The sequence below is a fragment of the Cupriavidus sp. PB-02 genome, from assembly GCF_058252315.1.
Map to the genome: position 1 here is coordinate 2,412,619 of NZ_CM177694.1, position 22,421 is coordinate 2,435,039.

General features: G+C 66.6%; 17 protein-coding genes and 1 pseudogene. 14 read left to right on the top strand and 4 right to left on the bottom strand.

The features are described 5' to 3' along the window. Positions 1-12: 12 nt before the first annotated feature. Together AC10V3_RS11300 and smc are read right to left on the bottom strand one after the other, a co-directional pair. The gene (locus tag AC10V3_RS11300; protein WP_022535341.1) at positions 13-1,347 is read right to left on the bottom strand and encodes a cell division protein ZipA C-terminal FtsZ-binding domain-containing protein; all 1,335 of its coding nucleotides are present in this window, start codon (positions 1,345-1,347) and stop codon (positions 13-15) included. Next, on the bottom strand, positions 1,344-4,859 hold the full coding sequence (gene smc, locus AC10V3_RS11305) for a chromosome segregation protein SMC (RefSeq protein WP_022535342.1): 3,516 nt from the start codon (positions 4,857-4,859) through the stop codon (positions 1,344-1,346). The genes AC10V3_RS11300 and smc overlap by 4 nt, the downstream gene beginning before the upstream one ends. 460 nt (positions 4,860-5,319) lie before the next feature. Here smc and AC10V3_RS11310 point away from each other — a divergent pair, with 460 nt between their 5' ends. Next, entirely contained in the window at positions 5,320-6,147 is an 828-nt protein-coding gene (locus tag AC10V3_RS11310) for a ferritin family protein (RefSeq protein WP_022535343.1), read from the top strand. A gap of 15 nt (positions 6,148-6,162) precedes the next feature. On the opposite strand, the gene panE is transcribed toward AC10V3_RS11310, so the two are convergent. Further along, positions 6,163-7,092 (bottom strand): 2-dehydropantoate 2-reductase, encoded by a 930-nt coding sequence (gene panE, locus AC10V3_RS11315; RefSeq protein ID WP_022535344.1) that lies wholly within the window; start codon positions 7,090-7,092, stop codon positions 6,163-6,165. 332 nt (positions 7,093-7,424) lie between these two features. Between panE and AC10V3_RS11320 the strand changes: the two genes are divergently transcribed. The 11 genes from AC10V3_RS11320 to AC10V3_RS11370 all read left to right on the top strand — a co-directional run bounded on the left by AC10V3_RS11320 (position 7,425) and on the right by AC10V3_RS11370 (position 19,092). Then, positions 7,425-8,144, top strand: a complete 720-nt coding sequence (locus AC10V3_RS11320) for a carboxypeptidase regulatory-like domain-containing protein (protein ID WP_022535345.1) — start codon at positions 7,425-7,427, stop codon at positions 8,142-8,144. A 56-nt stretch (positions 8,145-8,200) separates the two neighbouring features. After that, the gene (locus tag AC10V3_RS11325) at positions 8,201-9,328 is read left to right on the top strand and encodes a metallophosphoesterase family protein (protein ID WP_022535346.1); all 1,128 of its coding nucleotides are present in this window, start codon (positions 8,201-8,203) and stop codon (positions 9,326-9,328) included. A gap of 44 nt (positions 9,329-9,372) precedes the next feature. Then, a complete protein-coding gene (locus AC10V3_RS11330) occupies positions 9,373-9,834 on the top strand; it encodes a hypothetical protein (RefSeq protein WP_490922225.1) in 462 nt (153 codons plus the stop codon). A 40-nt stretch (positions 9,835-9,874) separates the two neighbouring features. Then, a complete protein-coding gene (locus AC10V3_RS11335; protein ID WP_022535348.1) occupies positions 9,875-11,305 on the top strand; it encodes a cbb3-type cytochrome c oxidase subunit I in 1,431 nt (476 codons plus the stop codon). Beyond that, positions 11,302-13,017: a cbb3-type cytochrome c oxidase subunit II gene (locus tag AC10V3_RS11340; protein ID WP_022535349.1), complete on the top strand. Its 1,716-nt coding sequence runs from the start codon at positions 11,302-11,304 to the stop codon at positions 13,015-13,017. The genes AC10V3_RS11335 and AC10V3_RS11340 overlap by 4 nt, the downstream gene beginning before the upstream one ends. Before the next feature lie 17 nt (positions 13,018-13,034). Continuing rightward, the gene (gene ccoS / locus AC10V3_RS11345; protein WP_022535350.1) at positions 13,035-13,211 is read left to right on the top strand and encodes a cbb3-type cytochrome oxidase assembly protein CcoS; all 177 of its coding nucleotides are present in this window, start codon (positions 13,035-13,037) and stop codon (positions 13,209-13,211) included. Beyond that, the gene (locus AC10V3_RS11350) at positions 13,204-13,413 is read left to right on the top strand and encodes a hypothetical protein (RefSeq protein ID WP_022535351.1); all 210 of its coding nucleotides are present in this window, start codon (positions 13,204-13,206) and stop codon (positions 13,411-13,413) included. Before ccoS ends, AC10V3_RS11350 begins: the two co-directional genes overlap by 8 nt. A 244-nt stretch (positions 13,414-13,657) precedes the next feature. Continuing rightward, complete coding sequence (locus AC10V3_RS11355) at positions 13,658-14,413, top strand: sulfite exporter TauE/SafE family protein (RefSeq protein ID WP_022535354.1); 756 nt, start codon at positions 13,658-13,660, stop codon at positions 14,411-14,413. Positions 14,414-14,424: 11 nt separating this feature from the next. Continuing rightward, a complete protein-coding gene (locus tag AC10V3_RS11360) occupies positions 14,425-16,593 on the top strand; it encodes a heavy metal translocating P-type ATPase (protein ID WP_022535355.1) in 2,169 nt (722 codons plus the stop codon). Further along, complete coding sequence (locus tag AC10V3_RS11365; protein ID WP_022535356.1) at positions 16,590-17,177, top strand: SCO family protein; 588 nt, start codon at positions 16,590-16,592, stop codon at positions 17,175-17,177. Before AC10V3_RS11360 ends, AC10V3_RS11365 begins: the two co-directional genes overlap by 4 nt. 175 nt (positions 17,178-17,352) lie before the next feature. Next, on the top strand, positions 17,353-19,092 hold the full coding sequence (locus AC10V3_RS11370; RefSeq protein ID WP_490922228.1) for an IS1634 family transposase: 1,740 nt from the start codon (positions 17,353-17,355) through the stop codon (positions 19,090-19,092). Positions 19,093-19,162: 70 nt separating this feature from the next. Here the strand turns inward: AC10V3_RS11370 and AC10V3_RS11375 are convergent. Further along, a pseudogene (locus tag AC10V3_RS11375) lies at positions 19,163-20,130 on the bottom strand (DMT family transporter). A 192-nt stretch (positions 20,131-20,322) separates the two neighbouring features. Between AC10V3_RS11375 and dapC the strand changes: the two are divergent. Further along, positions 20,323-21,522, top strand: a complete 1,200-nt coding sequence (dapC, locus tag AC10V3_RS11380) for a succinyldiaminopimelate transaminase (protein WP_022535358.1) — start codon at positions 20,323-20,325, stop codon at positions 21,520-21,522. A gap of 66 nt (positions 21,523-21,588) precedes the next feature. Continuing rightward, the gene (gene dapD / locus AC10V3_RS11385; protein WP_022535359.1) at positions 21,589-22,416 is read left to right on the top strand and encodes a 2,3,4,5-tetrahydropyridine-2,6-dicarboxylate N-succinyltransferase; all 828 of its coding nucleotides are present in this window, start codon (positions 21,589-21,591) and stop codon (positions 22,414-22,416) included. Positions 22,417-22,421: the final 5 nt, after the last annotated feature.

Genomic DNA, 22,421 nt, shown 5'->3' on the forward strand with positions numbered 1-22,421 from the left:
GGCAGGCTCCGGCTAGACGCTGAAAAGGCGCAGCGCCGCCGGGGATCCGGCCGGTATGCCACGCGCTTCCAGCTTGCCGTACAGCGTTTCAAGCTGGCTGAAGATGGCGACGAACGACGCCTCAGTCAGGGGCCGCATATTGTCGTCGACCAGCTGGGCGCCCATGCGCTGGGCCAGCGTGTGGCCGTACTCGCATACTGTCTTGAACGGCTTGGCGCCCTGGTCGGCCAGCGGCACGTCGAGCAGCAGCGTGATCTGGCGGCCGGCCTTGACGGTCAGGTCGTCGCGCAGGAAATTGGTATCGCCGAACTGCAGCGTGAACAGCGGACGCTGCACGCCCTCGGCATTGGCCTGGTAGCGGATAAAGCGGGTGCCGTCGCGCGACAGCACCAGCCCGTCCTGGGTGGCCACGTTCTGCACATAGGCGGCCGACCACGGCGCGCCGTCGGAGATCACGTTGACGCCGAGCTGCACGTCGCAGCCGGCGCCAAAGGCGTCGAGCTCGCGCGCGTTGGCCACGGTCTCGGTCATGTCGGGCAGGTCGGCGGAGGCGTCGAGCGACTCGGCCAGCGATTCGACGGCGGTGATGAACTCCGAGAACTCCAGCGCGTTGAGCGGGCCGCCGCGGTTGGCCAGCTGCACGCCGACCTGCAGGTCTTCGTACTGGTGGCCGGCGGTTACCGGCTCCCACGCATTGGCTTCGGCGCGCAGCCCCTCGATATGAACCTGCTTGGTGCCGGCGCGACGCAGCCGGCCGGTCAGCGGCAGGATGCGGTCGCCGGAAGCCTTGCGCTCCAGGTGCAGCGGCACGATGCAGTCGATCAGCGGATCGACCAGGGCCGGCGTGGGCTGGCCGTCGGGCACGGCGGACAACGGTGCGGGAGCGGGAGCCGGTGCAGGCACCGGGGCCGGTGCCACTTCCTGCCTCACTTCCTGCTTCACTTCGGGTTCCGCTTCGTCCGCGGCCGCATCGCGCTGCGGCATGCCGGCGGCGACTGCCACTTCCTCGGCAACAGCTTCGTCGGCATCGGCCGTACCGGCAGCCGCCGCGGCCGCGACGGCGGCCGTGGCCGCGTTGTTGGCATCGCTTGCCCGCGCGGACGAGGTCAGCGTCGGCTCGCGCCGCTCGGCCTGTTCAGCGCTGGCTTCATGCAGGCGCGCCGCGGTCTCGGGCGTGGTGCCCTGGCCGACCACCGGCTCGCGCATTGGCGGCAGGTCGTCTTCCGGGCCGAGTTCGCGCGGACGGCGTGCCTTGCGGATCTGCCACTGGTTGTAGCCGAACAGCAGCGCCAGGAAAACCAGTCCCGCGACGATCAGCGCGGTCTGCAAGTCCATGTTCAGGTTCATGCTGCCTCCGCCATCGAAACCGCCGCGTCCATATCCACGGCCACGATACGCGATACGCCCTGCTCCTGCATGGTCACGCCAATGAGTTGATGAGCCATTTCCATGGCGATCTTGTTATGTGAGATGAAAACGAATTGAGTCTTGTTCGACATGCGCGCCACCATATTGGCGTAGCGCTCGGTGTTGGCGTCGTCCAGCGGCGCGTCCACTTCGTCCAGCAGGCAGAACGGCGCCGGGTTGAGCTGGAACATGGCAAACACCAGCGCGATCGCGGTCAGCGCCTTCTCGCCGCCCGACAGCAGGTGGATGGTCGAGTTCTTCTTGCCCGGGGGCTGCGCCATCACCTGCACGCCGGCGTCGAGGATTTCTTCGCCGGTCATGATCAGGCGCGCCTGGCCGCCACCGAACAGCGACGGGAACAGCTCGCCGAAATGATGGTTGACCTGGTCGAAGGTGCCTTGCAGCAGCGCACGCGTTTCCTGGTCGATCTTGGCGATCGCGTCTTCCAGCGTGCTGATGGCGTCGTTCAGGTCGGCCGACTGCGCATCGAGGAAGGTCTTGCGCTCGCGCGCCGCCGCCAGCTCGTCGAGCGCGGCCATGTTGACCGGGCCGAGCGCGTTGATGGCGTTGTTGATGCGCGTGACCTCGCCCTGCAGGTACGACGGCTTCAGGTCGCCGGTCAGCTTGTCGGCCAGCGCGGCTTCGTCCACCTGGGCCGTAGTCAGTTGCTCGCTGAACTGCTCCTGGTTCAGGCGCGCGGCCTGTTCCTTGAGCTGCATTTCAGTGATGCGGTCGCGCAGCGGCTGCAGGCTGCGCTCGGCGGCCAGCCGTTGCTCGTCGTGCTGGCGCAGCTGTGCCGACAGCGCGTCCAGTTCGGTGCGCGCGATGGTGAGCTTTTCTTCCTTCTCGGCGCGCCGCTCCAGCGCTTCCTGCAGCCCGGTGTGCGCGGTCTGCTCGTTGATGGTCTCCAGCTCGGCGCGGGCGTTTTCCAGCGACTCGGCGATGCGTTCGGCCTGGTCTGCCGCGACCTGGATATTGCGGCGCAACTCGTCGATGCGGCTGGCCAGGTTGCGCTCGGCAAAGAGCGCTTCCTGCGCGGCACGCTCGAGGTCGCGCAGCTGGTGGCGCGCGCCGGACAGCTTGCTGTCCAGCGCCTCGAAGGCCATCTGCTGGTCTTCATGCGTGGCCTGCATCTCGGCCAGCGCGGCGTCATGCTGCTCGAAGCTGGCTTCGGATTCGGCGCGGATGGCGCGCTGTTCTTCGATCTGCGCGTGGATTTCGTCCAGCTCCTCGCGGATCTGGCCGCTGCGGGCGGAGTAGCGCTCCATCGCCTGCGACAGCTTGAGCACGTCCATCTGCAGCGCATGCACGCGGCGCGTAGCCTGCTCGGCGCGCGTGCGCGCCTCGCTCAGCGACTGGCTGGCCTGGGTGTAGGCGGCCTCGGCGCGCACGGCCTGGGTCTTGGCCTCGTCCGACAGCAGCACCTGCGCGCGCGCCTGCTTCTGCAGGTTCTCGATCTCCTGCTCGCGCGCCAGCATGCCGGACTGCTCGGAGTCGGCGGCGTAGATCTGGATGGCATTGCGGCCGACCAGGTGGCCTTCGGCCACGACGAACGACGCGCCGTCGGGCAGCGTGTTGCGCGCGGCCAGTGCCTGCGCCATGTCGCTGGCGACGTAGATATCGGCCAGCCAGTCCTGCATCACCGCGCGAATGCCCGGCTCGGTGATTTGCACCAGCGACATCAGCGGGCGCAGGCCCGCCGGCGTTTCCAGCGGACGGGCCGCGGGCGGCGGCGAGTAGAACGCCAGCTTGGCGGGCGGCGCGTCGGACAGGAAGGCCTTGACCCAGTCCAGGTTCGACACTTCCAGCGCGTTCAGCTTCTCGCGCAGCACCGATTCGAGCGCGTTCTCCCAGCCCGGCTCGATATGGACCTTCTTCCACAGGCGCGGCAGCTCGGCCAGGCCATGCTTGGCCAGCCACGGCTGCACCTTGCCGTCGGTCTGCACGTTTTCCTGCAGCTGGCGCAGCGCCTGCAGGCGCGCCTCCAGCGAGGCGATCGCGGCGGCTTCGCTGTGCACGCGCGCCTGCGCGGCACGGCGCTCTTCATCGAGGCGCGGCACGCTCTCTTCAGCATCGGCCAGCACGGCCTGCGCTTCCTCGACCAGCGCTTCCTGCTCGGCCAGTTCGGCGCGGGCCTGCTCCAGGCGGGTTTCGTCCGGGCGGTCCAGGCCTTTCTCTTCGGCTGACAGGCGATCGCGGCGCTGCTCGAGCTGCTGCAGCATCTGGTCGGCGCTGCGCTGCTGCGCGGCCTCCAGCTTCAGCGCCTGCTCGGCCTGCATGATGCCGGCGCGCTGCTCGTTGAGCAGCTGCTGCGCGTCGCGCCACTGCGCTTCCAGCGTCGGCAGCTCGTCGTTCTTGTGCGCCACGGCCTCCTGCGCCTCGACCGTGCGGCCTTCGGCCACGGCCAGGTTTTCCTCGGCCTGCGCCAGCTCGTCGGTGGCCTGCTCGGCCTTGCCCTGCCATTGCTCGCGCTGCGCGGTCAGCGCGGCGATCTGGGCCTGCACGCGGTTGCGCGATTCCACCACGTAGCGGATCTCGGCTTCGAGCTTGCTGACCTCGGCATTGGCTTCGTACAGCGCACCCTGCGCCGCGTGCATGCCGTCGGAGGCGGCGTAATGCGCGGCGCGCATGGTTTCGAGCTCGGCCTCGACGTGGCGCAGTTGCGCGGTCTGCGCTTCCAGGTCGATCTGGGCCTGCTCGATGGCGCGCTGGTGGCGTTCCTGCTCGGCCTGCGCCTCGCGCTTGCGCAGCAGCCACAGCAGGTGCTGCTTCTCTTCGCCGTCGGCCTGCAGCGTCTTGAAGCGCTGCGCGACTTCGGCCTGGCCTTCCAGCTTTTCAAGGTTGGAGCCGAGTTCGCGCAGGATGTCCTCCACGCGGGTCAGGTTCTCGCGCGTGTCGGACAGGCGGTTCTCGGTTTCGCGGCGGCGTTCCTTGTACTTGGACACGCCCGCGGCTTCTTCCAGGAAGATCCGCATGTCATCGGGCTTGGCCTCAATGATGCGCGAGATCATGCCCTGCCCGATGATGGCGTAGGCGCGCGGGCCCAGGCCCGTGCCCAGGAAGATGTCCTGGATGTCGCGCCGACGCACCGGCTGGTTGTTGATGTAGTAGGACGAGGTGCCGTCGCGGGTCAGCACGCGCTTGACCGCCACTTCGGCGTACTGGCTCCACTGGCCGGCGGCACGGCCCTCGGCGTTGTCGAAGACCAGTTCCACGCTGGCCCGGCCGGCCTGCTTGCGCGCGGTCGAGCCGTTGAAGATGACGTCCTGCATGGACTCGCCGCGCAATTCCGAGGCGCGTGACTCGCCCAGCACCCAGCGCACTGCGTCGATGATGTTGGATTTGCCGCAGCCGTTGGGACCGACGATGCCGACCAGTTGGCCCGGCACCTGGAAATTGGTGGGATCGACAAATGACTTGAAGCCCGCCAGCTTGATCGAGGATAGTCGCACGGTTTCTCGTGTGGTATCGGCCGCACTCGGTAACGGTATTGGGATCGCAACCGGTATCGGCCTGGTATCGGGGCTCTATAGCACTGTTCAGAAAGCCGGGCTGCGCGGGAGCCGGCGCGGCGTGACGCCGGCACCTCAAAATACCCCTCGGGCCCGAGAATTGGGGCTAATCATACCATCGCAAATGCCTTCGCCGGCCCGTTTGGCGGTCGCCCCGGCGTCATATCCCCCGGCGGATTTCCTTTGCTTTTCCGCCTCTTACAAGCGTTTCCGCAAGCACTTTGGCAGCCGCTCGCGGTCAGGTCAGCCGCGGCGCGGGCGCGCCTGCAGGGAAACTTATCAGGGTTTCTACCAGTCCCTGAACTGTTCGCGTGATTCCGGATACGCCCCGAGGACCGCGCACCCATGAACGTGCCCCCGAAAGCCCGGCCCACCCGGGAAACCCTAGGAGGAAGCAAGCATGAGTGAACCGTCGACGGCCACCCGGCCGTGGTCTGTCAGTGACATCAACTACCAGTTAATCGAAGTGGAACGGGTGCGCGGCGACCGCGACCTGTTCTATCTGCTCGTGTCGGCCTCGTTTATCGAAAGCGGCTCGGACACCTATGCCAGCAATCTCGCCACTTACTACGCCCGCGTGCCCGACGCCGCCGGCTGGCTTTCCGAGCACTGGGAAGCCGAGGAACTTCAGCACGGGCTGGCCCTGCGCCGCTATGTCGAGCACGTCTGGCCTGAATTCGACTGGGAGCGCGGCTACGAGCGCTTCTTCGCCGAGTACAGCAAGACCTGCTCGATCGACCAGTTCGAGCCGACCGAAGCGCTGGAGATGGCGGCCCGCTGCGTGGTGGAAACCGGTACCGCCGCTTACTACCGCGCGCTGGAGCAGGCCAGCGACGAGCCGGTGCTGCGCGACCTGACGCGGCGCATCGCCAACGACGAAGTGCGGCACTACAAGCACTTCTACCAGTTCTTCAACCGCTTCGTGGAAGCCGAGCGACTGGGCAAGCTGCGTGTATTCGGCGCGCTGGCGCGCCGGCTGCTGCAGATCAAGAACGAGGATGCCGCCATCGCACTGCGCAATGTGCTGCGCATGGAGCGCGGCGTCGAAGAAATCCCCGACCAGGAAGTGAAGGCGCTGAACACCCGCGTCAGCGCAGTGATCCGCAAGAACCTGCCGATCGAGATGACCGTGAAGATGCTGCTGCGCCCGCTACACCTGCACCGCGGCGTGGAGCGCGCGGTGCGCACGCCGCTGGTGGCGGTGGTATCGCGGGTAATGCTGCACTGACCGGATCTCCGGCTGTCAGCCGCCGCGCGCCTGCCGGGCCTCGTAGGCTTTCAGGTGGCTGTATGCGACTTGCAGCAGCGACAGCGGACTGCCCTGCTGCGGCGCCCCGCGCGCGATCAGGTCGCCGAGGATGTGGTCGGCTTCCGTCCGGGAGCGATTTTCGACGTCACGCAGCATCGAGGCGGTCAGCGGTGACGGCGTCAGCAGCATCTGGCCGGCGCGCGCGTCGAAATCCGGCGACATCGCGAAGCCGTTGCACTGCGCCACGGCGCGGCAGTCGGCCAGAAGTCCTTCAATGACGCGCCTGCCGTCCGGTGTGCCAAGGATGTCGCCGATGGCCGCACGCATCAGGCAAGTGCTGCCTGCCAGCGTGGCCAGGAAGACCCACTTCTCCCACATGCGCTGCATGATCTGGATGCTGGTCGAGGCATCGAAGCCGGCACCGCCAAGCGCCTCTGCAATCGCCTGCATGCGCGGCGACAAGCCGCCCTCCAGCTCACCAAAGGCCAGGCCGTGCGTGTCGTTGAGATGGACGATTTCACCTTCGGGATTCAGCGTGGCGGCGATCATGCAAAGACCGCCCAGCACCTTGTCGTTGCCGAACCGCTGCTTCAGCACATCGATGTGGCGCATGCCGTTCAGCAGCGGGACGATCGCTGTCGAATGGCCGACGGCAGGCGCCAACGATGCAATGGCCTCATCCAGGCTGTAGGCCTTGCAGCTCAGCAGGACCAGGTCGAAGGGTTGCGCAATCGCATTGGTGAGGACGGTCCTGACTTCGTTCAGGACGAGATCGCCGTGGGGACTCCTGATGACCAGCCCCTTGCTCTGCAGCGCCTGCGCACGGTGCGGCCTGACCAGGAACGTCACGTCGCGCCCGGCCGCGGCAAGCCGCCCGCCGAAATAACCGCCTACCGCCCCTGCGCCGACTATCAGAATTCGCATGGTTTCTCCCTCTGTTTGCGTGACGCCGCCAGTGCATCCTGCGCACGTTATGGACGGACTCTAGCAAGAATCCTTGCCAGACATTGAACCCCGCCGCCGCCATTTCGCCCGATGCACAACGCATGCACGGTAGTACACATCGTCAACCGGATGCGACTGGCTGCGTCCGCGACATCACGTGCTCCCGCACAAAATGTCCGTTGCGCTTTGCATTGAGCAGCCTGCGTACTATGCTTCAGCGACAACCAATAGTGTCCTGCTGCGCCTTGAATGTCCGGGGGGACTACAAAAAGAGAGAGCGCACCGCACAGCGCTCGGAGGCGGGAAACATCATGTGTTTCTTTCTTCGCAAAGCTTGCTGCACGCAACTGGCAGTGCTCAGCCTGCTCAGCGTTTCCGCCTTTGCCTATGAAGTCGCGCCGGTCAGCGGCGGCGGCAAGATCGAAGGCAAGGTCACCTTCCAGGGCACCGTCCCAATCCGCAAGATCATCCCCACCAAGGACCGCGAAGTCTGCGGCGGCCCGCGCGATGAACCACAGATCCGCGTGGGCGCCGGCAAGGGCGTCCAGGATGCCGTCGTGTACCTGAAGGAAGTGCCCAAAGGCAAGGCCTGGGGTGCGGCCGACAAGGTGCCGGTGCTCGACCAGGAACACTGCATTTTCAAGCCTGCCGTGCAGGTGATCCGGCCCGGCAAGCTTGAAGTGACCAGTTCTGATCCAGTGCTGCACAACACCCACGGCTTCTACGGACAGCGTACGGCATTCAACCTTGCGCTGCCGGACAAAGGGGTCAAGATCACGCGCGAACTGCCGCGGCCCGGACTGGTCCGGGTCGAGTGCGACGCGCACGGCTGGATGCTGGCCCACATCTATGTCGCCGACAGCCCGTACTACGCGCTGACCGGCGAAGACGGCAGCTTCCGCATCGACGACGTTCCACCCGGAAATTACACCGTGGTCGCCACGCAGCACTACACCGGCAACACCGAGACGCCAGTCACGGTAACCGGCGACCAGACCGCGAAACTCTTGATCGAACTCAAGAAGAAATAGAACGTTCAGTTTTGCCGCTGCATTTTCATCACCCCCCGGGGGCGGAGGACCGCCAGATGAACTCATTTGAACGCGAACGACGCGAGTTGCACCGGACCCTGACCGGTCCGGGCGATCGCCCGGAAGGCGCAGCAGTATGGACGCGCCGCACTTTCCTGCACCAGGCGCTGCTCAAAGGCGTGGCAGGTGCCGCCGCATGCGGGTTCTTCCCGCTGCTGAACACGCTTGACGTGGCCTACGGGCAGACCGGCCAGAGCTTCCGCTTCGCCTGGGTCTCCGACACGCACCTCTACCCCAGGGAGCTCAACTCCCGCTTCGTGGAAAAGACGGTGCGCGCCTTCAAGGAAGTGCAGGCGATGAACCCGCCGGCCGACTTCATGATCTTCGGCGGCGACCTGGCGCAGCTGGGCGACCCCGTCGAACTGCAGCTCGGCGCCGAACTGCTGAAGGAAGTGAAGATCCGCAAGGTCTTCATCCCGGGCGAGCACGACTGGTACCTCGACATGGGCTCGACCTGGAACAAGACCTTCGGCAACACGCCCTGGACCTTCGACCACAAAGGCGTGCGCGTGATCGGCCTGAACACGGTCACCGGCGCGCCGGACTTCTGGACCGCACGCAAGATGACGCCGAAAGAGCGCATGGGCCATATGGCCACGCTCGACGGCACGCTGGGCGGCGCATGGTCGGTGATCGGCGAAAAGCAGTTGCGCTGGCTCAATTCCACGCTGTCCAGCTGGCCGAAGAGCAGCCCCGTCATCCTGTTCACGCATACGCCCCTTTACGAGTACTACCCGCCGTGGAACTTCTGGATCCGCGACTGGCGCGAGGCGCACGAAATCCTCAAGCCCTACGCCAACGTCACCAATGTCCACGGCCATACGCACCAGGTGCTCTACAACGAGATCGGCAAGGTACGCTCGATCGGCATGCTGGCCACGTCGTGGCCATGGCCCTACGCGCCGGAAGGCGTGCCACTGCTGACCAAGCCGATGATTCGTGCCGATCCGGGCGATCACTTCGACGGCGTGGGCTGGAGCATCCTGACCATGACCCCGCAGGGACGGGTGGAGAACGAGTACAAGATGTGGCGCAAGACGGTCTTCGCCGATCAGCCGGCGGATTCCGGCACTGATGACAACCGCAACCAGGTCCTCAGCCCGCGCATCGCCGACCGGATCTAGACCGGCCAGCACCCCAGATCCGGCGCAGCAATGCGTGAGGAGACATGATGAAAAAAGACAAATGGCATGCCCGGGCCCTGACAGCGGGCGTGGCCGCGTTGCTGCTGCTCGGCTACGACAGCGACCGGCCGATGGCACACAAGGAACCCCACACGGCGGAACAGTTGAAAGCGTTTGAAGACGTTTTCATGGAACAGGTGAAGGTTGGCGACCTGCTGTTCCACGGCGACCCCGGTGCGCAGAAGCAGCTGAACGTCAAACTCTCGAACACCGGAGTGGCCTGCGCCATGTGCCACCCGTATGCGTCCGACAACCACCCGCATGAGTTTCCCAAGTTCCAGGAGCAGATGAACGAGTTCGCCACGCTGCGCGACATGATCAACTGGTGCATCGAGAAGCCCAACGAGGGGGAGAAGATCGATCCCAACGGGCCGGCCATGAAAGCGCTCGAGGCCTACATCTACTACTCGAACCGCAACAGCAAGCTCGACCCTGGCAGGCACTGAGCCGCTGGCCGGCTGACGGGAACAAAGGGAGCACAAGAATATGGCCGCCGCCCGCGCGACATCGGACCCATCCGAAGCATTTCCCGACCTGGATTCGCTGATCGACCGCGGGCTTATTCTCAAGTGGCTCTACTGGGGATTGTTCTGGCTGATGTTCACGCCCAGCATCGGCGTGACCATCTCCAGCCTGTTCAACTTCCCCGACTACCTGGGGACCTCGCAATACCTGACCTTCGGCCGCTTGCGGCCGATGCATGTCAACGGCGTGATCTTCGGCGCCTTCTCCACGCTGTTCATCGGCCTGTGCTACTACCTGCTGCCACGCCTGTGCGGCGTGCCGGTCTGGAAAGGCCGGTGGGGACACTGGCTGGTATGGGTGTGGAACCTGGGCCTGGTTGCAGGCATGGCGTCGCTGATGCTCGGCTACAACCAGGGCCTGGAAGCCGGCGAATTCCCGCTGCCGATCGACGCCATCATCTTCTTCGTGGTGACGGTCACCACCGTGCAGTTCCTGATGACCATCGCGCACCGGCGCGAGCCGCAGCTCTATGTGGCGGTGTGGTACCTGATCGGCGCCTTTGTCTGGACCGTGATGAACCTGGTGCTGGGCAGCTTTATCCTGCCCTACACCATCACCGGCATCAACAGCGCCGCCTTCCACGGCCTGTTCATCCACTACATCGTGGGGCTGTGGATCACGCCTGCCGGCTACGTGCTGATCTACTACTTCCTGCCGGCGAGCGTGCAGAACCCGGTCTACAGCCACAAGCTGTCGCTGGTGGGGTTCTGGTCGCTGGCGCTCTTCTATCCCTTCGTCGGCATCCACCACTATCTGTACAGCCCCATCGCCGACTGGGCCGAGACGCTGGCGATCATCACCTCGATGCTGCTGATCGTGCCGGTCTGGACGGTATTGCAGAATTTCTTCGGCACCATGATGGGCCGCTGGCACACCTTCACCCAGAACCTGACCGCTAAATTCCTGATCATGGGTTCGCTGATGTACCTGGCGGGGTGCTTCCAGGGCTCGACCGAGGCCCTGCGCGCGATCCAGCAGCCAACGCATTTCAGCGATTTCGTCATCTCGCACTCGCACCTGACGGTGTTCGGCACCTTCGTGGTGTGGGCCATCGGCGGCACGGTCTATGTGATACCCAGGCTGGTGGCGCGGCCGCTGTGGTCGCCGCGGCTCGGCAACTGGTCGTTCTGGCTGATCACCTTTGGCATCACCCTGATGGGACTGGACCTGACCATGGCCGGCCTGCAGCAGGGCTACATGCTGATGGCGGGCGTGGAATGGGTGGACTCGCTGGTGGCGATCCGGCCCTACTGGCTGGTGCGCACGACAGCCGGCATCTCGATGGACATCGGCATGTCGCTGCTGGTCTACAACCTGATGCGCACCGTGATGTCGGCCGAGCCCGCCACGGCACCGAGCGCCACGGGCGTCGTACGCGGAGCGTCCACATGACCCCGCGCCGCCCCGATGGCCGCTATGGCCTGCGTTTCTATGCGCTGATCGCCGGGTTCGGCTGCATCTCGCTGGCCGCCTTCGTGCAGGGCGTGCTGCCGATGCTGGAGCCGCAGTCGCGCACCGACAAGGTCACCCAGGTGGTGCGCACCGACCTGGGCGAACTCAAGTGGATGGAAGCGCGCGCCACCGACTACACGCCGCTGCAGCTGCGGGGCCGCGAAGTCTATACGCGCGAAGGCTGCTGGTACTGCCACTCGCAGTTCGTGCGCCCGGTCACCGGCGAGACCCGGCGCTGGGGCCCGGTCGCCCAGGCCGGCGAATACGCGTTCGACCTGCCGCACCTGTTCTCGACGCGGCGCATCGGCCCGGATCTCTCGCGCGTCGGCCTGAAGTTCAGCGATGCCTGGCACCTGGCACATTTCTGGGATCCGCGCATGTTGTCGCCCGACTCGATCATGCCGCGCTTCTCCGCGCTGTTTTCCGAGCCGCGCACCGCAAGGCTGGTGACCGACCAGCAAGGCCGCCGCACCATCGAGAACACGCCCGAGACCCGGCAGCTGTTCGATTTCGGCAGCAGCCAGACCATCACGCTGACGCCCAACCAGGCTGGCCTGCTCTACGTCCCGGAGCGCGGGAAGTACCCCGTGATCCTGACCCCCAACAAGGAATTCGCAGGCGAGACGGTGATCCTGATCGCCGACACGGAAGACCTGCGCGCGCTGGTGGCCTACCTGCAGAAGCTCGGCACCAACCGCGGCAAGTGGCGCGACCGCTTCGAACCGCAGCAGATGGAGGCCTCGCAGACGAGCATCCCGCGTTCGGAAGAATGGATCGCGCACGGCAAGAACGTGTATGAACGTCGCTGCCTTGGCTGCCATGGGGTCAAGGGCGACGGCAACGGGCCGGCCGCCGCGTTCATGCAGACGGACCGCCCACGCAACTTCACACTGGGCGTATTCAAGTTCCGGCTCACGCCGTCGGGCTCCATGCCGGACGACGGCGACCTGCTGCGCACCATCACCCGCGGCGTGCGCGGCACGGCGATGCCGAGCTGGCACGAACTGCCGGAAAAAGACCGGCTGGCCGTGATCCAGTACATCAAGTACGTGCTGGCGGCCGACCGCAGCAATCCCGACAAGCCCTATTTCTACTTCGTTGAAGAACCGCCGCTCGCGCCGATCTTTATCGGCGTGCCGCCCAAGCCCTCGGCCGAGCTCATCCAGCGCGGCAAGCGGGCCTGGGACAGCGCCAAATGCTGGGAATGCCACGGGCGCACCGGCAAGGGCGACGGCGAAAAAGCGGCCGGACTCGAGGACGATTTCGGCTTCCCGATCCCGCCGGCCAACCTGACCACCGGGCAGTTCAAGTCCGGGGCATCGGTGAAGGACATCTTCCGCACCGTGAGCACGGGGCTGTCCGGCACGCCGATGCCGTCGTTCAGCGACACGGTATCCGAGGACGACCGCTGGGCGCTGGCCTACTTCGTCCTGTCCCTGTCTGCCTACACCGATCCGCTGACCGGCCAGCCGCTGCCGATTCCGCCCGAGCAGAAAGCCGCGCTGAACGACCCCGACCTGCGCGCCGACGAATCGCGCCAGGCCTATCGTCCCCCGGGGGCCGACCAGCCGGGCCAGCCCGGCCAGCCAAGCACCTATGCCGGCGAGGCGTGGGCCAGGCGGCACGGTTTCGCATTTGCTGACGAGCGCTAGCCGGAGAGGGATCGATCATGGCTGAACTCACCTTTCTGCAATTCGTGGTGGCCTTCTTCATGAGCCTGGGCGCGGTCTGCGTGTTTATCTGGGCCGTGCTGTCGGGCCTGTTCGAAGACGTCGAGGCCATCAAGTACAAGGCCTACCGGGCCGAAGTCAACGATGAAGACGCGGAGGCATCCGGCCATGACTGACGAACGCGACAGCGCCCCCGCCGGGCAGGAGCCTCCCCACCACCAGCAGACCGAAGACTACGGCGGCGGCCATATCAAGGCGCGCCATGGCCGCATCAACGCCTGGCTGCTGGTGGTCTACCTGGTGCTGTTCGTGTGGGCGCTGTATTACGGCTACGCCTACTGGGGCGGGCTCGGGCCGGGCCTGGACCTGACGCGCTAACCCAAGAGTCCGCTACACCGACCGGAGCTCACCATGGTACCGAGACTGCTGCTGGCGCTGGCCCTGCTGAACCTGGCCTTCCTGTTCGGCGAACTTGCGCTGAACGTGCTCGGCTTGCAACTGTTATAAGCGGAGCCCGTCATGACCCTTGCCGAATCGATCGCCTTCTGGATCTTCGTCATCATGACGGTTGGCTTCTTTGCCTGGGTGGCCTATCTGGCAGCGCGCAAATAGCGGAGGCGCGATGAGCGATCTGTGGCTGGTGTTCCTGGCAGGCACCGCCGGCAGCATGCACTGCGTCGGCATGTGCGGTGGCTTTGCCTGTGGCCTGGGCCCCGCGCCCGGCGGACGCCTTGCCTCCTTGCTGCGGCACCTGAGCTACAACCTCGGCCGGATCGGCAGCTATGCCTTCCTCGGCACGCTGGCTGGCTATCTCGGCATGCTGCTGGTCGGCCATGCGGGTGAAGGCAGCGCGGCCAGCATGGTGCAGCGCGGACTGGCCATCCTGTCCGGGCTGCTGATGCTGCTGATCGGGCTGAACCTGGCCGGGCTCCTCGGCCGTGGCGGCCATGCGCTGGGCGGCGCGGGCGCGCAGTGGCTGGCGCAATCGCTGCGCACCTTGCTGCGCCAGCCCGGACCTGGCGCGCCGCTGGCATTTGGCGTGCTGAACGGCTTCCTCCCCTGCCCCCTGGTCTATGCCTTCGCCGCGCAGGCGGCCGCCAGCGGCACCGCGCTGGGCGGCCTGCAGATCATGGTCGCGTTCGGGCTCGGCACCTTGCCGACCATGCTGGCGATGGGCGGCCTCGGGCTCTGGTGGCGGGCGCGCCATCGGCCTGCCGGCATCCCGGTGCAGCCCGTCGTGGCCAGCTTCCTGCATGCGCCAGCGGCACGCCTGGGCTGGCGCATGCAGGGCGTGCGCGCCGCCGGCGCGTTCATCGTCCTGCTCGGACTGATCACGCTCGCGCGCGGCGTGGTGCCGATGAGCGCCCACCTGCATTAGCCAGGCCTCCTATGTCCACCGAAACCACGCACGCCTGCAGTCACTGCCAGTTGCCGGTCGGACGGCTGGGCCAGCAGCGCGAACTCGACGGCGCAACGCACTGGTTCTGCTGCTATGGCTGCTGCCTGGCCTATCAGGTGCACCATGGCGAGCACGAGGAACCGCAGGCTGCCGCCGCGCTGATCCGGCTCGGCGTCGGCGGGTTTCTCGCGATGAACGTCATGTTGTTCAGCTGGCTGCTCTACGCCGATGCGTTTACCGGCGACGAAGCGTGGCTGCGTGGCCCGGTTCACTGGTTGCTGTGGGCGCTGGCGACGCCGCTGGTGCTGCTGCTCGGGCGGCCATTTGCCGAGGGTGCGTGGCAGGCCGCGCGGCAGGGACGACTGTCCACCGACACCCTGGTCTGCATCGGCGTGCTCGCCGCCTACTGCTATTCGGGCTGGCAGGTGCTGCGCGGCTCGGACCTGGTCTATTTCGACACCGCCGCAATGGTGCTGCTGTTGTTTACGCTGGGCCGCCTGCTGGAAGCCCGGGTACGCGTGCGCACCGCACGCCGCCTCGCGCCGATGCTGGCGGCCGAGCGCGCAGAGGCGCGCGTGGTCGATGGCGGCACTGAAAACTGGCGCGCCGTCGTCGACATCCGGCCGGGCGAACTGGTGCGGATACTTCCCGGCGAACGCGTGCCAGTCGACGGCATCGTCGTGGATGGCCGCTCGGAGTGCGACGAAGCCGTCCTGACCGGGCAGAGCGAGCCGCAGTTCAAGCCGCCGGGCGCGCTGGTGCACGCCGGCAGCATCAACGGCAGCCGCCCGCTGCTGGTCCGTGCCACGGTGGCCGGCTCGCAGACCCGGTGGCAGCAGATCGGCCGGCAGGTGCGTGAAGCGCTGGCGCGCAAATCGCTGGCGGGCGACTCCGTCGACCGCATCATTGCCGTGTTCATCCCCGGCGTGCTGGCGCTGGCCGCGGCCAGCGCATGGTTCTGGGGCAGCCGGGCAGTCGCTCCGGCGCAGGCGGCGGATGCCGCGATGCTGGCCGGACTGGCCGTGCTGGTGGTGGCGTGCCCGTGCTCGCTGGGCCTGGCAGCACCGCTCACGCATGCATTGGCGATCGGACTGGCGGCACAACGCGGCATTCTCGTGCGCGGCGGCGACGTGCTGGAAAGGCTGGCACGGCTCAAGGGCATTGCCTTCGACAAGACCGGCACGCTGACGGCGGACACGCCACACCCCGTCGGCATGCAGACCGAAGGCGCCAGCCACGCTGAAGTCTTGCGCGTGGCGGCTGCACTGGCGCAGGCTTCGGACCATCCGGTAGCTCGCTCGATTGCCGCCATGGCGCGCGCTGCTGCAGCGTCCCCCTCAGCCTCCAACGAAGTCGAGGCCAATGCCGGCGAGGGCCTGTCCGGTCGATTCGACGGCATGGATTGCTCGCTGGGATCGCCCGCCTTTCTCGGCACGCTCGGGTGGCACGTGCCACCCGCCCTGCTCGCTACGGCGCCACTGGGATGCACGCTGGTACTGGTCGGCTGGGAGGGCCAGGCGCACGGACTGATCGCGCTGCGCACGCTGCCGATGCCGCATGTTGGCGACGTGATCGCCGAGATGCAGCGCCAGGGCCTGCGCACGCTGCTGCTGAGCGGCGACAATCCGCACGCGGTGGCGGCAATGGCCGGCGCGTTGAATATTGCTGCGTGGCAGGCCAGGCTGCTGCCGCAGGACAAGGTGCGTGCCCTGCGCGACTGGGCCGCCGGCACAGGGCCGGTCGCCATGGTCGGCGATGGCCTCAACGACGGCCCGGTGCTGGCGGCTGCCTCGGTCGGCATCGCGGTGGGCAATGCCTCCGACCTGGCGCGCGAAAGCGCGGACGTCGTGCTGCCGCACTCGGGCCTGGCCAGCCTCCCGTGGCTGTTGCAGCAAGCCCGCCAGGTGCGCCGTACGGTCCGGAGCAATCTGGCCTGGGCCTTCGGCTACAACGCGATCGCGCTGGCGCTGGCCGCCAGCGGGCTGCTGCAACCAGTGCTTGCTGCGGTGCTGATGGCTGGTTCCAGTGTGCTCGTGGCGATGCGCTCGTGGCGCGCCAGCGCAACTGCCGATGCGAATGCAGAAACCGCCGAGAGCGCAGGCGCCACGGCACCGGGCCATCCTGCTGCACTGCGATCAGGCCAGGGAGTTTCACCATGAGCCGATGGTTGGCCAGGCTGGCCGCCTGCCTCTTCGCCGTCTCGCTGCCGGGCCTTGCGCCGGCCACGCACAACGAGACCCAGCACACCGACCTGTCGTCGCGCGGCTGGCCGGTGAGCGATTTCAGCCTCACCGATCAGAATGGCCGCGCCTTCACCCAGGCGCAGCTGCAAGGCCGCTGGACCCTCGTGCTGTTGGGCGACACCCATTGCGGAGCGCCATGCGGCGCGGCGCTGACGGCCCTGACGGGGCTGTACCAGCGCATCAGCACCACGCAGAAGCTTGCCACCACGCAGGTGCTGTTCGTCTCGCTGGACCCGCAGCGCGATACCCCGGACGCACTACGGCGCTACCTTGCGCCGTACGACGCCCGCTTCATGGGTGCCACCGGCAGCCCGGAGACGCTGGCGCGAATGATCGATGATCTCGGCGCCAGACCGGGCGTGCCACCCGCCCCCAACGCGGCCTATCCCGGCTCGCTGATCCTGGTCGGGCCGGATGCCACGGTGCGCGGGCAGTTCCTGCCGCCGTTCGACGTGCCGTTGCTGACCGCCGCCTATCTGAAAGCACGCGTGCGCAAGTGACTCGAACGCCGTGCGCGGGAAGCCCTAGGCCGAAGTTTGAGGGCCCGAAACGCAGCTAAGCAAGAGATGGCGCGCCTTTGCGCTATTTTTTGTGCCGTAATTGTTCCCATGTAAAGCATCAATTTTTGACGATATTTATCTTGATTTTCAGGGTTCATTGACTATGCTTTAGCCCATGTATATCGAGACGGTCCCCAATCGAAATTCCCCACCCGCGATCCTCCTGCGTGAGGGCTATCGTGAGGGCGGCAAGGTCGTCAAACGCACCCTCGCCAATCTGTCGCACTGGGATCCGCAACTCATCGAACACTTCCGCATCTTGCTCAAGGGCGGCATCGCCGTTGAGTCACCCCAGGCGCTGATGAGCATCGAGCGGTCGCTGCCGCATGGCCATGTGGCAGCCGTGCTGGGCATCGCCCGGCGCTGCGGCCTGGCCAAGCTGCTTGACTCGGCGCCCGCTCCGGTGCGCTCACTGGTGCTGGCCTTGGTGGTGGCGCGCGTGTTGGCGCCGGGCTCCAAGCTCGCCACCTGGCGCATGTTGCAGCCGCAGTGTGCAACCCATTCGCTGTCGCAGGTGCTGGGACTTGGCGCGTTCGAGGTCGAGCGGCTCTACGCCGCGCTGGACTGGCTCGGCGAAGCGCAGCCGCGCATCGAACGCAGCCTCGCCCGCCAGCATCTGAGCGACGGCGTGCTGGTGCTCTATGACCTCACCTCGACGTGGGTCACCGGCCGGCACTGCGCGCTTGCCCGCTACGGCTACTCGCGCGACGGCAAACGCGATGACCCGCAGATCGTGTTTGGCTTGCTGTGCGCCGCCGATGGCTGTCCGGTGGCGGTCGAGGTGTTTGCCGGCAACACCGCCGATCCGGCCACGCTGGCGGCGCAGATCAGCAAGCTCAAGGAGCGCTTTGGCCTGTCTCAGGTGGTGTGGGTGGGCGATCGCGGCATGATTACCTCTGCGCGAATCGAGCAGGTGCTGCGCCCGGCCGGCATGGGCTGGATCACCGCGCTGCGCTCGCCGCAGATCGCCGAGTTGATCGAGGAGCGCGGCCCTTGGCAGCCCTCGCTGTTTGACGAGCGCGGCCTGATCGCATTGGACAGCGCGCGCTATCCGGGTGAGCGGCTGCTGGTCTGCCGCAACCCCGCGTTGGCCGAGGAGCGCGCCAGAAAGCGCGCCGAGCTGCTGGCGGCCACCGAAGTGGAACTGGCCGCGATCGCGCAGGCCACCGAGCGCACCCGCAATCGCCTGCGCGGCCAAGACAAGATTGGCTTGCGCGTGGGTCGCGTGATCGAGCGCTATCGGATGGCCAAGCACTTTGAGCTGGACATCACCGAGACGAGCTTTACGTTCACCCGCAAGCAAGAGCAGATCGATGCCGAGACCGCTCTCGATGGACTCTACGTACTGCGGACCAATGTGCCGAGTGAACGGCTATCCGACACCCAGACGGTCCTGGCCTACAAGAGCCTGGCGCAGGTCGAGCGCGCCTTCCGCTCGATGAAGACGGTCGATCTGCAGGTACGTCCGATCTATCACTTCAGCGAGTCGCGCGTGCGCGCGCACGTGTTTCTATGCACGCTGGCCTACTACGTCGAGTGGCATCTGCGCCAAGCGCTCAAGCCGCTGCTCCATGACGATGAGGACCTGGCAACGCTGCGTGATCAACGTGCCAATCCGGTCATGCCGACGCCGCGCTCGGAGGGGGCCGACGCCAAAGCCGCGCGCCACCGGACCGACGACGACCTGCCCGTGCATAGCCTGCAGACGCTGCTGCAGGACCTCGCCACGTTGACCTATAACATCACCTCGACCTCGGTCAACCCACAGACCAAGATCGTCATCACGACCCGTCCCACGCCGTTGCAGCGCAAAGCCTTTGCGCTGCTCGGCATCGACCCCGGCTGTTCCCAGTAGCCAACCCCTGCCGCTTGAAAATCTCTTGGCGCTTCAACAGGTTAGCTTGGTCTCCGAGCCAAACTTCGGCCTAGGCGGCCAGTTCGGCTTCAGGCACTGCCGAAGCTTGCGCCGGCCGGCTCCGGTGCACCAGCCCCGACAAGGCCCCCGCCGCCACGATGCACAGCCCGCCGGCCGCTTCCTTCCAGCTCAGCACCTCGGTCGCCAGCCACCACGCCGATACCGCCGCGATCACGATCTCGAACAGCATCAGCAGCGACACGCGGTTGGCCGGCAGCCGCTGCAGCCCGTACTGCACCACCGAGTTGCTGACCACCAGCACCGCCGCGAGGCCCAGCACCAGCATGACGGTGCTGACCTGCGCGCCCGCGGCGATCGTGACCGACGGGCCGTCCAGCAGCAGCGCGGCGGGCACACCCACCACCGTGCAGCCGAGGTAGACCACCACCGTGCGCACGCGGGCATCCATGTCAGGAAAGCGCTGGCCCGCGCGGCGCGACAGCACGTTGTTGACAGCAAAGCCCATGCCGCCGACCAGCCCGGACCACTCCGCAGCGGTACCCGGCAGCGGCACGCCGACCTCCGGCGCGTCCACAGCATCAGCCCCGCGCCAAACAAGGCCAGCGCCACCAGCGCCAGCCCCGCCGCCGACAGCCGCTCGCCCAGGAACAGCCGGGCGAACAGCGCGGTCCAGACCGGCGTCAGGTAGAACAGCAGCAGCACCCGCATCACATGGCCATTGACGCTGCCCCAGACGAAGCCGGCATTGGTCACGCCCGCGGCCAGTCCGATCGCGACGAACAGCCAGTGCGGGCGCAGGCCGGCCAGTTGCCGGCGGAACGCCAGCAGCGACACGATCGCCGCCACCGAACTCACCAGCGCCGCGGCGTGCATGCCACCCAGGCCCCAGCCCGCCAGCACGCGGTACGGGAACCAGGCGATGCCCCAGACCGAGGCGCCCAGCAGGATAGAAAGAGAAGCCTTGACCGCATGGCGGTCGGACGACGCATGCTGCGCCGCAACAGTATTTGTGCTCATGAGGGAATCTGTGGAGGCTAGCCGGGACGCCTGCCGTTCCTGCACAGGCTCGCCCCGGACGGCAACGGCGGCATCACCATGGCGTGATGCCCGCCATCCGTGCCCCCGCCGGCCGCGCGGGCCGGTCCGGCGCACGGAATCCCGCGCCGTTCCTCTATAATGCGTCGTTTTAACCGGCCCCGACCTTACAACGTGAATCCGCGCCTCGACCTGCTCCAGCCCTACCCGTTCGAGAAACTGCGGGTGCTCTTCGCGCAGGTGAAGCCTGCCGACAAGCCGGCCATCAGCTTTGGCATCGGCGAACCCAAGCATCCGACGCCCGAATTCATCAAGCAAGCGCTGGCCGAGTCACTGGCGGGGCTGGCGAATTATCCCACAACGGCCGGTTCCGACGCACTGCGACAGTGCATCGCCAGCTGGCTGGAACGCCGCTACGGCCTGCCCAAGGTCAGCCCCGCGACCGAAGTGCTCCCGGTGACCGGCTCGCGCGAAGCGCTGTTTGCATTTGCGCAGACCGTGGTCGACGGCACCAGGCCCGGCGCGCTGGTGATGTGCCCGAACCCGTTCTACCAGATCTACGAAGGCGGCGCGCTGCTGGCTGGCGCCACGCCCGTGTTCGCCAACAGCGACCCCGCGCGCAACTTTGCCCCGGCCTTCGACCGCATCGGCGACGAAGTCTGGCAAGAAGTGCAGCTGCTGTTCGTGTGCACCCCGGGCAACCCGACCGGCGCGGTGCTGTCGCTGGAAGACTGGAAGCAGCTGTTTGCGCTGTCCGACCGCTACGGCTTCGTGATCGCCTCGGACGAGTGCTACTCCGAGATCTATTTCGACGAAGGCCGCGCGCCGCTGGGTGCCCTGGAAGCCGCCCACAAGCTGGGCCGCGGCTTCGAACGGCTGGTGATGTTCTCCAGCCTGTCCAAGCGTTCCAACGTGCCGGGCCTGCGCTCGGGCTTTGTCGCCGGCGACGCCGCGCTGCTGAAGAAATTCCTGCTATACCGTACCTACCATGGCGGTGCGATGAACCCGGCGGTGCAGAGCGCCAGCATCGCCGCGTGGAACGATGAAAGCCATGTGCGCGAGAATCGCGCCGCCTACGTACGCAAGTTCAGCGAAGTGACGCCGATGCTGGCCGAAGTGCTGGACGTGGCGCTGCCCGACGCCGGCTTCTACCTGTGGGCCGATGTCTCGCGCACGGGCCTGAGCGATACCGAGTTCGCCGCGCGGCTGCTGGCCGAGCAGAACGTGACCGTGCTGCCCGGCAGCTACCTGGCGCGCGAGGCCGACGGCATCAACCCCGGCGCCAACCGCGTGCGCATGGCGCTGGTGGCCACGCCCGGGGAATGCCTGGAAGGCGCGCGCCGGATCGTGGAATTCTGCAAATCGCTGGGCTGACCCGCACTTTCCCGGGAGGGTATTTCGCCTTCTCCCGCCATCCAATCAACCACTGAAAATACGAACATGACGCAAGCACTGCAAGCCCTGATCGACCAGGCCTGGGAAGACCGCACCAGCCTGTCGCCCAAGTCCGCCCCCAACGATATCCGCGAGGCTGTCGCCAACGTAATCAGCCAGCTGGATGCCGGCACGCTGCGCGTGGCCGAGAAGCAAGGCAAGGACTGGATCGTCAACCAGTGGGTCAAGAAGGCCGTGCTGCTGTCGTTCCGCCTGGAAGACAACGCACCGATGAGCGCCGGCGGCTTTGCCCAGTTCTACGACAAGGTGCCGACCAAGTTCGCCAACTGGAGCGCCGACGACTTCGCCAAGGCTGGCTTCCGCGTGGTGCCGCCCGCCGTGGCCCGCCGCGGTTCGTTCATCGCCAAGAACGCCGTGCTGATGCCGTCGTACGTCAACATCGGCGCCTACGTCGATGAAGGCACCATGGTCGACACCTGGGCCACCGTCGGTTCGTGCGCGCAGATCGGCAAGAACGTCCACCTGTCGGGTGGCGTGGGCATCGGCGGCGTGCTGGAGCCGCTGCAGGCCAACCCGGTCATCATCGAAGACAACTGCTTTATCGGTGCGCGCTCGGAAGTGGTCGAAGGCGTGATCGTGGAAGAGAACTCGGTGATCTCGATGGGCGTGTACCTGGGCCAGTCGACCAAGATCTACGACCGCGAAACCGGCGAGATCCACTATGGCCGCGTGCCGGCCGGTTCGGTGGTGGTGGCGGGCAACCTGCCGTCCAAGGATGGCAAGTACAGCCTGTACTGCGCCGTGATCGTGAAGAAGGTCGACGCGCAGACCCGCGCCAAGACCAGCCTGAACGACCTGCTGCGCGGCGACTGATCGCA